General features: G+C 33.6%; 11 protein-coding genes. 7 read left to right on the top strand and 4 right to left on the bottom strand.

What is annotated here, in order from left to right:
• The first annotated feature begins 267 nt into the window (after positions 1 to 267).
• The gene (msrB, locus tag ABID42_RS22375) at positions 268 to 768 is read left to right on the top strand and encodes a peptide-methionine (R)-S-oxide reductase MsrB (RefSeq protein ID WP_367285559.1); all 501 of its coding nucleotides are present in this window, start codon (positions 268 to 270) and stop codon (positions 766 to 768) included.
• A 246-nt stretch (positions 769 to 1,014) separates the two neighbouring features.
• On the opposite strand, the gene ABID42_RS22370 is transcribed toward msrB, so the two are convergent.
• From ABID42_RS22370 to ligA, 4 genes are all read right to left on the bottom strand, one after another.
• A complete protein-coding gene (locus ABID42_RS22370) occupies positions 1,015 to 1,503 on the bottom strand; it encodes a hypothetical protein (protein ID WP_367285558.1) in 489 nt (162 codons plus the stop codon).
• The gene (locus tag ABID42_RS22365; protein WP_184135611.1) at positions 1,484 to 1,786 is read right to left on the bottom strand and encodes a Dabb family protein; all 303 of its coding nucleotides are present in this window, start codon (positions 1,784 to 1,786) and stop codon (positions 1,484 to 1,486) included. Before ABID42_RS22365 ends, ABID42_RS22370 begins: the two co-directional genes overlap by 20 nt.
• 159 nt (positions 1,787 to 1,945) lie before the next feature.
• Complete coding sequence (dapA, locus tag ABID42_RS22360; RefSeq protein ID WP_367285557.1) at positions 1,946 to 2,827, bottom strand: 4-hydroxy-tetrahydrodipicolinate synthase; 882 nt, start codon at positions 2,825 to 2,827, stop codon at positions 1,946 to 1,948.
• Positions 2,828 to 2,986: 159 nt separating this feature from the next.
• Positions 2,987 to 4,990, bottom strand: a complete 2,004-nt coding sequence (ligA, locus tag ABID42_RS22355; RefSeq protein WP_367285556.1) for an NAD-dependent DNA ligase LigA — start codon at positions 4,988 to 4,990, stop codon at positions 2,987 to 2,989.
• A 256-nt stretch (positions 4,991 to 5,246) separates the two neighbouring features.
• Here ligA and rpe point away from each other — a divergent pair, with 256 nt between their 5' ends.
• From rpe to glf, 6 genes are all read left to right on the top strand, one after another.
• Positions 5,247 to 5,903 carry a ribulose-phosphate 3-epimerase gene (rpe, locus tag ABID42_RS22350; RefSeq protein WP_367285555.1) on the top strand — a complete coding sequence of 219 codons (657 nt, stop codon included), beginning with the start codon at positions 5,247 to 5,249 and terminating at the stop codon, positions 5,901 to 5,903.
• A 101-nt stretch (positions 5,904 to 6,004) separates the two neighbouring features.
• On the top strand, positions 6,005 to 8,017 hold the full coding sequence (locus ABID42_RS22345; RefSeq protein ID WP_367285554.1) for an OmpA family protein: 2,013 nt from the start codon (positions 6,005 to 6,007) through the stop codon (positions 8,015 to 8,017).
• A gap of 177 nt (positions 8,018 to 8,194) precedes the next feature.
• Positions 8,195 to 10,216 (top strand): OmpA family protein, encoded by a 2,022-nt coding sequence (locus tag ABID42_RS22340; RefSeq protein ID WP_367285553.1) that lies wholly within the window; start codon positions 8,195 to 8,197, stop codon positions 10,214 to 10,216.
• Positions 10,217 to 10,332: 116 nt separating this feature from the next.
• Positions 10,333 to 11,454 carry an acyltransferase family protein gene (locus ABID42_RS22335; RefSeq protein WP_367285552.1) on the top strand — a complete coding sequence of 374 codons (1,122 nt, stop codon included), beginning with the start codon at positions 10,333 to 10,335 and terminating at the stop codon, positions 11,452 to 11,454.
• 258 nt (positions 11,455 to 11,712) lie between these two features.
• On the top strand, positions 11,713 to 12,453 hold the full coding sequence (locus ABID42_RS22330; protein ID WP_367285551.1) for a glycosyltransferase family 2 protein: 741 nt from the start codon (positions 11,713 to 11,715) through the stop codon (positions 12,451 to 12,453).
• A 15-nt stretch (positions 12,454 to 12,468) separates the two neighbouring features.
• Positions 12,469 to 13,572, top strand: a complete 1,104-nt coding sequence (gene glf, locus ABID42_RS22325) for a UDP-galactopyranose mutase (protein WP_367285550.1) — start codon at positions 12,469 to 12,471, stop codon at positions 13,570 to 13,572.
• The last annotated feature ends 25 nt before the right edge of the window (positions 13,573 to 13,597 follow it).

Here is a 13,597-nt window from a genome sequence, read left to right as displayed (position 1 = left end):
TCCTTTTTATTTGTTCTTATTCAAAGAAAATTGGAAAATTTTAAACCATTGTACAGTACTGATTATTAATGAAAAATTTGACAGAGAAGTATTAATTTCACTAAATCTGGCTTTGAACAAAGGCTTATAAAAATTGTTTGAATAGATAATAACTCATAATTATTAATTCATAATTAGATAAAAGGTCTTTTTTCTGACTTTTCAACAAACTATTTCATCGCATTTTTACGTAGTTAAATTGAATTACATTTAAACACAAAAAAGGAAATGAAAATCGTCTTAATAACATTAATTACTTGTATGGCTGTGCTGACAAACTGTACTGCTCAAGATGAAAAAGCGGGTGTCACTCATCATAAATTTACAGTTGTGAAAACAGATGCTGAATGGCTGAAGATTTTGACACCTGAGCAATTTAAAGTAACCAGAAGAAAAAGTACAGAGTTGGCTTGTTCAGGAGCGTATTGGAAAAACCATGAAAAAGGAATTTATAAATGTGTTTGTTGCAAGCTTCCACTTTTTGATTCTCAAACAAAATTTGAATCGGGAACGGGTTGGCCTTCTTTTTACAAAGCCATTCATAAAGATGCTATTTTGGAAGTAGCCGATAATAGCTTTGGGATGGAAAGAGTAGAAATAATGTGTAGCCGTTGTGGAGCACATTTAGGACATGTTTTTGAAGACGGTCCAGCACCAACGGGATTACGCTATTGCTTAAATTCTTTGGCTTTGGATTTTGAGAAAGATGAGAAAATGAGTAAAAAATAGGGTTCAGCTTGCAGCGACGAGATTTGAGATTTTTATAAATAGAGGGCAATTTGATTTATCAGATTGTCCTTTTTTGTGTTAATACATTTGATTCAATCGAGTATTAAAACGATACTAACGATGAGATAGAGTGAAGAATTTAAGCAATGAATACACTTCAATATTAGATTAATTTGTAGAGATTTATGTAGGTAATTTATTGAAAAAAGGGACGTCTGAATTGTCAAACGTCCCTTTTAAATAATCTTAATTTTCCCTAGCACTTCTTTTTAAAACATATTTAAAAGCGGTGCCTGTTAAAATATAACCTGAAGTAGTAGCGGTTGAAAATACTTTATAATTTACTTTCATCAGTCCGCTTGCACCTAAATCTTGTGCTTGCGCTACCATTCTAGCTAAAATTGCTTCTTTTTCCTGTTGGTCATTTCCACGTTTTAACATTGTGCCTTTATATTCTTGCTTGGCTGTTAATGGAAATTCTTCCGAAATGGTTAATTTTTCCATTTCTTCAAAACTTTCTTTAGGCTGTTCATCTCCCTGCAATACATCAATTGCATATTTATCAGGAACTTTAAAACCTAAACCTGTATGTTGATCATAACCACCACTTTGGTAGTTTGGACTATAGTAAGAAGTAGGTTGAAAGGTTTTGGTTGGTTGACAATTTGTTAAGAAAAATGACAAACAAACAAAACCTACCGTTGACTTAGTCCACTTAGATACTTTCCGAATCATAAATTAAAACCTTTTCCCAAAGATGTTTACAATCATCTATAAACTTTAGATGAAGGGGATGTACTTGATATTCGTCGTGTCCAGCCGCATCATCAAACACGGTAAGCTCGCAGAAATCATAACTACGGTCGATTACTGGGCGATCTGTAGCAGCAGGAGGACCTACACTAAACGTTTTAATACTTTCGATATTGCCAAGAGTTTTTACACCTTCAACAAATTTCTGACGGTCAGCTTCTGACAAGTCTTTCTTTAACCAAAAATTTACTACGTGAACAAACATAAGTAAGAGTTGTGAATTGTGAGTGATGAGTTTTGAGCTGTCATTGCCTAAAAGATTAATTATTTTAATTTAAACAGAACAGCAACGTAGTTTATTTTATATGGACTACTTAATCTAATTTTGAGTAAAAATAAGATTAAGTAAACCTAAAATGAATAATTATAAGTTGTCTTTTTCAATAATAACAGTCATTCTTTCGCCTAATTCATCAGAAGCTTTCATTAATGGTAAACGTACATCAGAACCACTAATTCCTTTTAATTCGAGAATTTTTTTCACACCTACTGGATTCCCTTCTTCATATAAAAGAGGGTCAATTGCCAAGAAATGTCCTAATAAATTACGAGCAGTCGAGAAATCGCCATCCAAAGCAGCATGAATCATTTTAGTGAATTTTGCAGGAATAGCATTAGCAATTACAGACATTACTCCAACTCCACCGCAAGCAATGATTGGCACAGCCTGAACATCGTCGCCAGAGATTAATAAGAAATCTTCAGGCTTATCTTTATAAATTTCCATACATTGTTCGATGATGCAAGAAGCTTCTTTTACACCGATAATATTTGGATGTTCTGCTAATTTTAAAGTAGTTGCTGCCGACATATTGATGCCCGAACGTCCCGGAATATTATACATAATTACTGGTACTGGTGAAGCATCAGCAATGGCAGAATAATGAGCAATTACGCCACGAGCACCCGGTTTGTTATAATAAGGACATACCGAAAGGATTGCATCAATACCCGTAAAATCAGTTGCTTGAATAGATTTGATTACTTCTGGCGTATTGTTTCCGCCAAGTCCGTAAACGATTGGTAAATTCTTTGAGTTATTTTCCTTAATGAATTCTAAAATCGCAATTTTTTCTTTGGTACTTGTCGTGGCAGATTCACCAGTTGTTCCTTGAACTACCAAGTAATCAACGCCACCGTCGCTTACGTGCTGTACTAATCTTTTTAACCCTTCATAATCAATACTTCCATCTTCAAACATTGGGGTTACTAAAGCTGGAGCTACGCCGTGGAATTTTGGTCTCATTTTTGGAAATTTTACGATTATACAATCGTCTATATTTAAAAAACTATTGGTCTGTGTGGTAATTTGAAAATTTGAAAGTATAGTAATTTGAAAATGGATGATGTTTATTAACAAATAGTCAATGAATGAATAAAAAACTCATAGCTCACATCTCAAAGTTTATCCTTCCAACATACTTAAAAAATCATCTTCTGAAATAATTTGAACACCCAATTTTTGGGCTTTTTGCAATTTTGAAGGACCAGCTTCTGAACCAGCAACTAGAAAGTTTAACTTTCCAGAAACACCACTCAATACTTTCCCGCCATTTGCTTCAATTTTTATCTTCAAATCATCACGTTCGAAATTTTGAAAAGTTCCCGAAATTACGAAAGTTTTTCCTTCTAAACTGTTCCCTTCTACAACAATTTCGGTAGTTTCATGGATAAATTGCAACTTAGCGTCTTTCAAACGAGCAATATAAGCTTGATTATCCTCATCTTGAAAGAAAGCAACAACACTTTGCGCAATTCTATCGCCAATTTCGGGTACTTGTAACAAGTCTTCATAACTTGCTTTCGCAATGGCATCGATATTGTTAAAATACGAAGCCAATTTTTCAGCAACTGTAGCACCCACAAAACGGATACCGATACCGAATAATACTTGTTTGAATGGAATCTCTTTCGATTTCTCAACGCCAGCAAGAATATTATTAATAGATTTTTCTTTGAAACCTTCCAGATTAGCTAGTTTTTCTTTCGTCAAATCATACAAATCAGCTGGACTTTTTATAATGCCTTTTTGATAAAATAAATCAATAGATTCAGTTCCCAAATTTTCAATGTTCAACGCTTTTCTTTGAATAAAATGCTCGATTTTTCCTTTAATCTGCGGAGGACAACCTTTTTCATTCGGACAATAATGGTTGGCTTCTCCATCTTTTCTAATCAAAGGCGTATCACATTCTGGACAAGTAATGGGAAATTGTACTTTTTCAAAAGTCAAACTTCTTTTACTGGTATCAACACCTGTGATTTTTGGAATAATTTCTCCGCCTTTTTCTACAAAAACAGTATCACCAATGTGTAAATCCAGTCGATCAATTTCATTGGCATTATGAATGCTTGCACGTTTTACAACTGTTCCAGCTAATAAAACAGGTTTTAAATTAGCAACAGGCGTAACGTTCCCTGTTCTGCCAACTTGATAACTTACTGTTTCTAAGGAAGTTGAAGCTGATTCTGATTTGTATTTATAAGCAATTGCCCAGCGTGGAGATTTAGCTGTATAGCCTAATACTTCTCTTTGAGCAAAAGAATTTATTTTGATAACAATACCGTCAGTATTCAGCGGTAAATCATGACGAGCTTTGTCCCAACGTTCGATAAATGCAAATACTTCTTGAATATTATTGCATTTTTCCCATGTAGGCGAAACGTTGAAACCTGCTTTTTTCATCCAATGAAGACTTTCTTCATGACTTTCAAAAACTTCGTCGTACGATAAAAATTGATAGAGGTAGCAATCCATTTTTCTTTTGGCTACAACCGATGAATCTTGCATTTTAAAAGTACCAGAAGCTGCATTTCTAGGATTTGCCAATAAAGCTTCACCAATATCTTCCCGTTCTTTATTCAACGATTCGAAAGAAGTTAAAGGCATAAAACCTTCGCCACGTACTTCAAAAACAGCAGGTAAGTTTTCAGCATTGATACTCAAAGGCAAAGTACGAATGGTTTTAATGTTCGCCGTAATATCATCGCCACGCACACCATCTCCACGAGTTACACCTCGCACCAATTTGCCATTTTCATACCAAACAGAAAGTGCCACACCGTCAAATTTTAATTCGCAAATATATTCGTAAGGTTCGTTGTTGAGTCCTTTTCTTACTCTTTCATCAAAATCAGCTAATTCACCTTCGTTATAAGTATTTCCTAAGGAAAGCATTGGAAAACGGTGATTTACTGCTTCAAATTCCTTTGAAACTGCACCACCAACACGATGAGTTGGAGAATCAGCTCTGACAAAATCAGGGAATTCTTTCTCTAATTGCTGTAATTGTTCAAGAAGTTTATCGAATTCAAAATCAGATACTTCTGAATCAGCAGTGATATAATATCGATGGTTCAGTTCATTCAACCGATCGGTCAATTGGTTGATTTGTTCCTGTGGGTTCATTCCAATAAGCTTTAAAAATTTACCGAATTTACCGCCAAAATATAAGTAATCTTAAAATTTTCGGCTAAAATTCTCTTTTTGTTTATCAAAGTTTTCCACGCTTTTTACTTTTGCCTTTGTGCCTAAGTAGAATATGTGGTAATTTTGCAAGGATACTTTAAATGAGTGTCGAGCCAAAAACAAAAATTAATTTAAAGAAAAAGACGGGCGTTTGATTGAAATCTTTGAAAATACATCAACGTTTCGCTATTAATGCATGAATAATATCCTTATTGCTCCTTCTTTGCTTGCAGCAGACTTCGCAAATCTTCAGAGAGATATTGAAATGGTAAATGCCTCTGATGCTGATTGGTTTCATATTGATGTAATGGACGGTCACTTTGTGCCTAACATTTCTTTTGGAATGCCCGTAATCGAAGCCATCAATCGCCATGCTAAAAAACCGCTTGATGTTCATTTGATGATTGAAAAGCCAGAACGTTATTTAGCTGAATTTAAAAAATTAGGAGCTACTAATATTACAGTTCATTATGAAGCTTGTACGCATTTACATCGTACACTTCAGCAAATCAAAGATTTAGGCTGTTTGGCAGGAGTAGTGTTGAATCCAGCTACGCCAGTTTCTGTGTTGGAAGAAATCTTGCCAGATTGCGAAATGGTATTGTTGATGTCGGTGAACCCAGGTTATGGTGGACAAAAATTCATTGAATCTACGTATGATAAAGTTCGTAAACTTCGTAGCATGATTCAGGAAAAAGGATTGAATACTTTAATTGAAATTGATGGTGGTGTTAACCAAGAAACTGGACAGAAATTAGTAGATGCTGGAGCAGATATATTGATTGCAGGAAGCTATGTTTTTGGTGCGAAAGACCCAATCGAGACAATTGCTAATCTTAAAAAAATCAAATAATACTTTACTTTGAGTCGCAAATTTTAGGAAGAATAATAAAAAAAGACAATTTTCGTTTAATTTTATCAGTAAAAACTAATCGCTTCATTAAACTATTGATAATGAGAATATTCGCTTTTTTATTATTCTTTCTCATTTCCTACATTGCTACTGCACAAAAAACATTTTGGGCAAGTAAGGTAGTTGCTTTTTCTTCTGAGTATTCAGATGCAAAAACAACTAAAGAAAACAGAGCCACACAAGCTTTAGGAAAACCGAGTAAATTACCAATGGTGGGTACTTCTCCTTGTGCTTGGCAACCACTTACACAAGATAATCCTCAAGAAGAGTTTTTAATCGTAAGTTTTGATACACTCATGCCCATTCAGCAAGTTGCTATTGCCGAAAATTATGGGCAAGGTTGTATTGTGCGTGTCGAAGCTTTTGATGAACAGGATAATTTAAAATTGCTATGGACGAATAAAACAGCTCCTAGTTTTGAAATGGGTAAAATGTTAAATTTAGTTCTTACGAAGCCTACAACTTATAAAGTTAGAAGTATAAAATTAGTGCTGAACACTGCAAGAGTAAAAGGTTGGAATCAAATTGATGCCATCGGTATTTCTCAATCTACTACACCAATTAAAGCTTCGGTAAATCTGGCTAAAAATCTTCCTCAGCAAATCATTAAAGAAAATCTTGGACAAAATGTGAATTCTCTTTACCGAGAAATTGCACCCGTGATTTCTCCAGATGGAAAAACATTGTATTTCACTCGTTGGGAACATCCAGAAAATCTTGGTAAAGATAAAAATCAAGATGTTTGGTATTCAGAATTACAAAAGGATAATAAATGGGGAGTGGCACGTTCGATGCCAGCGCCCATAAATAATACTGAACATAATGCGCTTTGTGCAATTTCTCCAGATGGAAAAACAATTTTGTTAAATAATGTTTATCTGAAAGATGGAGGAATGGCAAATGGTGTTTCAATTGCGAAAAAGAGCGAAAAAGGATGGAATTTTCCTGAGGCATTATCAATCAAAAACTTTAAAAATAAGTCTGAATTTTCTGAATACAGTTTTTCAGCTAATGGCAGAGTACTTATTTTGACGGGGCAATTTAAAGAAACACAAGGAGGGAAAGATATTTATTTGTCTTTTTTACAAGCTGATGGGAAATGGTCTGAACCTGTAAATGCCGGAAAAACAATTAATACCGCCGATGATGAAAGTTCTCCATTTTTGGCGGCTGACGGCACTACTTTATACTTTTCGTCTTACGGTTTTAGTGGTTATGGTAGTAGCGATATTTTTGTGACTCGCCGTTTAGACGATACTTGGTTGAAATGGTCAGAACCCGAAAATGTAGGTTCCAGCATTAATACTTCTGAATGGGATGGTTATTTTTCAATTTCAGCATTAAGTGATTTTGCTTATTATAGTTCTAGGGAAAATGCGATTGGACAAGAAGATATTTTCAAATTCAAAGTGCCAGAATCTATCAAGCCCAATGCGGTAGTTCAATTGACGGGAAGTGTATTTAATATCGTTACAAATAAACCTGTTAAAGCAAAAATCACGCTTCAAGCAATGAATACTGCTGATACTGTATGTGTTACTTTTGATCCAGAAACGGGTGATTATAAATTGATGCTTCCAGCGCAAAAAACTTACAATATTTTAGTTTCACAAAAAGGCTTTTTGTCATTTTCTGAAACTTTAGATTTTTCTAAAGAAAATACTTTTAAAGAACTCAAGAAAAATATTTATTTAGTTCCGATAGAACCTGGGCAGAGAATGACACTAAATAGCGTGTTTTTTGAACAAAGTAAATATGATATTTTGCCGAATTCATATCCTGAACTTGATAGAATTGTAGCAGTAATGAAAGAAAATGCTACGATGGAAATTATGTTGGAAGGACATACCGACAATCAAGGCGATTGGAATGCCAATTTAACTTTATCAAAACAAAGAGTAGAAGAAGTAAAGAAATATTTAGCAAGTAAGGGCGTTGATATGAAGCGAATTCAAACACAAGGTTATGGTTCTACCAGACCCGTTTCAAGTAATAATTCGGAAGAAAAAAGGAAATTTAATAGAAGAGTAGAGTTTATGATTATTAAAAACTAAGCTACTTTACTTATTATCAATAAAGAAATCTCTTTTCATTAGCATCACTAATGGAAAGAGATTTTGTATTTTATTGGGTAATTAAAAGATTTTTTACAGATTAGTCTTTCGTTAATCTATTTAATTTCTGCAAATTGGTATTGTTTTTGTTTTAGAAAAGGAATAAATAGCTTTTAAATGAAAAGTAAATCATTAGCCATACTTTTATTACTATATTCTTTTTCATTCAGTATTACTGCTCAACAAGTATTCTGGGCAAGTAAAGTATTGGAATTTTCTTCCGAAAACATCGTTCCTTTCCAACCATCTGCCAATAGAGCTAATCAAATACTTGGCAAACCTAATGTGTTACCTCAATTTGTAGCGAGTGGTTTAGCTTGGCAGCCAGCTTTTAAAACATTAGATAGTGAAGAATTTATCAAGGTAAGTTTTGATACCACCATTGCGATTCAGCAAATAAGTATAGCGAAAAATTTTGGGGAAGCGGCAATCGAAAAAATAATTGCTTTTGATTCTTTAATGCAAGCTCATGTACTTTTTCAACAAATAGATACTTTGCAAGCTCCTGAAAAAGGAGAAATGTTCAATATTATTTTACCAAAGAAAACCTCTTTTAGCGTTTTTGGCATAGGTATATATATCAATAAACGAAAATATAGCGAGTTAATTCAGTTGGATGCCATCGGTATTTCAACACTTGAAAATCCAGTGCAAGCCAATATTCATGTTGCTCAAGATGCGCCAATAGAAGTAATGCGAGAAAACCTTGGTAAAGGAGTAAATTCAAGACATCAAGAATTTGCTCCAGTGATTTCTAGCGATGGTAATACTTTGTATTTTACTAGAAACTATATAAGTCTTTTTGGCAAACAAAAAGATCAGGATGTTTGGTTTAGTAAACTTAATGAAAGTAAAGAATGGACTAAAGCCAAAAATATTGGAGTGCCCATCAATACCAAAGATAAAAATGCTGTTTTTGCGATTTCTACAGATGGAACAGAAATGTTATTGATGAATAAATACCACAAAAATGGGAGATTGTCGTCTGGAATTTCTCGTTCTTTCAAAAATGGAGGAGCTTGGACTTTTCCTGAAGAAGTAAAAATAGATAATTATTATAATCAAAGTCCGAACGCTGAGTTTACTTTATCGGCTGATGGAAACATTATGATTATGTCTATTCAACGAAAAAATGCTGTTGGGAAAAGAGATTTGTATGTTTCTTTCAAAAAAAGTAATAGTACTTGGACAGAGCCCAAAAGTCTAGGAAAAACTGTTAATAGCATTGAACACGAAATGACTCCTTTCATAGCGGCAGATACCAAAACATTATATTTTTCTACCCGTGGTTTTCCGGGTTTTGGTGATAACGACATTTTTAAAAGCCAGCGTTTAGATGATACTTGGACAAATTGGTCAGAGCCTGAAAACCTTGGGGAAGCCATTAATACTCCTTATTGGGATGGATATTTTACTTTACCCGCTTCAGGAGAATTTGCTTACGTATGTTCTTTTAATGAGAATAATAAGGAAGATATTTTTAAATTGACTTTACCAAAAAAAGTACAGCCAGATCCTGTAGTAATTATTTCAGGAAATGTTTTGAGTACTACTGATAAACAAAGCATCGCTTCTACAATTATGATGATTCCAAGAAATGCTACTTTAAAATCAGAACAAAGAACGTATGAACCAGCAAATGGGAACTTTAAATTTATTCTGCCTTTACATGAAGTAGTAGATTTTGTGCCTGTGGCAAAAGGTTACTTAGGTATCAGTGAAACAATTGATTTGACGAATGTAAAAAGCTACAGAGAAATAAATAAGGACTTGTACTTATTGCCATTAGAAATAGGAAATAAAGGTATATTAAATAGTTTAACTTTTCAGCAAGGTGATGCAAAATTACAGGCTTCAGCGATGAGAGATTTAGACAGAATTATTCAAGTGATGAATGAATTCCCAGATTTAGAAATTCTATTTGAAGGACATACCGACAATCAGGGAGATTTTCAGTTGAATCTTCAATTATCTGAGGACAGAGTAAATGCTGTAAAAAAATACATTACTAGTCAAGGGATTGCACCGAATAGAATTACGACAAAAGGCTGGGGGCAAACTCGCCCAGTAGCCAGCAATGCTACCGAAGAACGACGTCGTCTGAATAGGAGAGTAGAGTTTACAATCACTAAGAAATAGCCTATTTCTTTGGGTAAGGTTTAAAAAGGAGCTACTTTTGTATTTAACTAACTTTAGTTTTATTAATATCCTTATTCATTAGCCTTCTGTATTTATTGAGCTTCAACAAACTTAATATGTCTCAAGAAAAAAAAGAAACCTATTTTTCGCAATTAGATGGAGTACGCTTTTTAGCAGTAGCTTTGGTGCTGGTAGATCATTGGCTGACTGAGCGAAACCCTTTTCCTTTAGGTCATCTTGGTGTAACAATGTTTTTTGTTTTGAGTGGATTTTTGATAACAAGAATTTTGATTCAAAGTAAGTTGAAAGATGACCAGTATGGAAGAAGTCATTGGTTTTCTGTAAAGCAGTTTATCATTCGACGAAGCATCAGGATTTTCCCCATTTACTTTTTGTCTATTTTTGCATTATATTATTTTGATGTTCCACCCGTTCGTGAAACCCTCGTTTGGTGTCTTACATACAGTACTAATTTATACATTGCTATCAATCAGCATTGGATGGGTACAATCGATCACCTTTGGTCTTTAGCTGTTGAGGAACAATATTATTTAGTTTTTCCTTATCTAATTCTTTTTCTTCCGACTCGCAATTATCTGAAATTGTTATGGATAATGATAGCCATTTCAATTGGGTTTAGACTTTACTTTTATTTTCAAGGAAGTCCTTGGTTAATTCAATATGTACTCATGCCCACAGCACTTGATTGTTTTGGTTTAGGAGGTTTAATGGCATATTATTTTACTTTTAAGAAGGAAGAAGTTTTCGAGAAAATTGCAAATGGAAGGTTTGTCATATTGAGTTTTATCGTTTACGCTATTTGTGTGGCTCTAACTCAAATCCAGCAAAAAGAAACACATCAGATTTATAATTTTGGTAACCTTGTTGCAGAAAGATTTCTTGCGGCTGTTTTCTGTTTTTTCCTGATTGCTAAAGCTGTTGCAGGCTATTCTGGTTATGTAAAATGGTTTTTTGAAAACCCTGTTTGTCAATATTTAGGACGTATAAGCTATGGAATTTATTTATACCATAATTTTGTCTATAATTATTATCATACACCACAGACGAGTATTGTGTTGAGAGGCTTGCATAAAATTCAAAGGATTGCTCCTTACTTTACCCTTAATTTAAGCTTTGAATTACTATATTTTCTGATGCTTACTGTAACTCTTGCAAGTTTGTCTTGGTATTGTGTAGAGAAACCAATCAATTATTTGAAAAAGTATTTTACTTATTAATTCATCAAAAAAAGCTTATTAACAATAAAGTATTAAACTAAAATCGGTTTTGTGCCTAGCTTTAGATATTTTTGTGGTTTGAAAGCTAAGCCTTATTGATATACTAAGTAAGAGCTGTGAATTGTAAGTGATGAGTTGGAATTTTAAAGTGCTGATTTATACTATATAATTCACAATACGACATCAACATCCTACTTAATGCTTTTTAGCTTTTTTTTATTTTTAAATTCTTAATCTAGCTTTACCCCCAACAACTGAATGAGTATCAAATTAGCGATTGTCATGCCTGCTTACAATGAACAAGATTGTATGGCTGAAGTAGTAAAAATCTGGTCGGATCTTTTAGACAGTGAATTTGCAACAGAAAATACTCGTCTTATTGTAGTGAATGACGGTTCCAAAGATAATACTGGTAAAATTTTAGATGAATTAAAACCTCTCTATCCTAAACTTGTTGTTGTTCATCAACCCAATGGAGGACATGGTAATGCCGTAGTTCATGCCTATCGTAAAGCTGTTGAATTAGGTGCTGAATATATTTTTCAAACAGATTCTGATGATCAATTTATTCCTGAAGATGTAAAATTACTTTGGGAGAAGCGCCAACAATCTAAATTCATATTAGGTCATAGACAAGTACGACATGATGACCCATTCAGATTATTGATTACTAGAATTTTAAGATATAGTATGTTTTTTGTTTATGGTACTTTTATCATGGACTCAAATATCCCTTTTAGATTAATTGAAGGTAATTTCCTGAAGAAATTGTTAGCTCAATTACCAAATCCTGTGCCATTTGCTCCAAATATTTTTCTAGCAATTATGGCTAAAAAGGCTGGACAAGAATTATTCAATATTCCAATTGTTCACAAAGAAAGAGCTACTGGCGAAGTTTCAATCCGTAAAATGAAATTACTTAAAGTTTGTTGGCAATCGTTCAATGAATTATTAGATTTCCGTCTTACTCTTAATACTAAAATTAAAAACTTGAAATAGAACACCAGAGAAATTATGAAACAATACGATTTTGTGATAGTTGGTGCTGGATTGTTTGGTGCTGTTTTTGCGCATGAGGCTAATAAAAGAGGCAAAAAATGCCTTGTAATTGATAAAAGAACTCATCTCGGTGGTAATATATATTGCGAAGAAATAGAAGGCATTAACGTTCATAAATACGGTGCGCATATTTTTCATACGAATGATAAAGCCATTTGGGATTATGTAAATTCATTCGTTGAATTTAATCGTTATACCAACTCTCCATTGGCTAATTTTGAAGGTGAATTGTACAATCTACCTTTCAATATGAATACCTTTTATCAATTATGGAAAGTAAAAACACCTCAAGAGGCTCAAGATAAAATCAATGAGCAAGTAGCTGCTTCGGGAATTACAGACCCGCAAAATCTTGAAGAGCAAGCAATTTCTTTAGTTGGTACAGATATTTACCATAAATTAATTAAAGGTTATACTGAAAAACAGTGGGGAAGAAAAGCAACTGAACTTCCTGCATTTATCATCAAAAGACTTCCACTGAGGTTTACTTTTGATAATAATTACTTTAACGATAAATACCAAGGTATTCCGATTGGAGGTTATAATAAATTGACCGAAGGATTATTGAATGGAATAGAAGTAAAAACTTCAACAGATTTTTTTGAAAATCGTGAAGCATTTCAAGCAATTGCTGATAAAATTGTATTTACAGGTCATATCGACGAGTATTATGATTATTGTTTTGGAAAATTAGAGTACAGAAGTTTACGTTTTGAAAATGAAGTACTTGACCAAGAGAATTATCAAGGAAATGCCGTTGTCAACTACACCGAAGCACATATTCCTTTTACCAGAATGATTGAACACAAACATTTTGAATTTGGAAAACAGCCTAAAACAGTTGTGACAAAAGAATATCCATGCGAATGGAATTCTGGAATGGAAGCGTATTATCCAATCAACGATGATAAAAATACGGAAATGTTTAAGTTGTATCGCACACTGGCTTCGGAAGAAAAAGACGTGATTTTTGGTGGCCGCTTGGCAGAATATAAGTATTATGATATGCACCAAGTGGTGGCTTCTGCTTTAGTGAGAGTGAAATCAATTTTTGGATAATTCTTTGTCCATAAAAATGTTAAAA

It is taken from the genome of Arcicella rosea (assembly GCF_040543805.1).
GTDB classification, from domain to species: Bacteria; Bacteroidota; Bacteroidia; order Cytophagales; family Spirosomataceae; genus Arcicella; species Arcicella rosea.
Note: the sequence above shows the minus strand (reverse complement) of the source record. Positions and strands in the feature narration are given on the sequence as shown.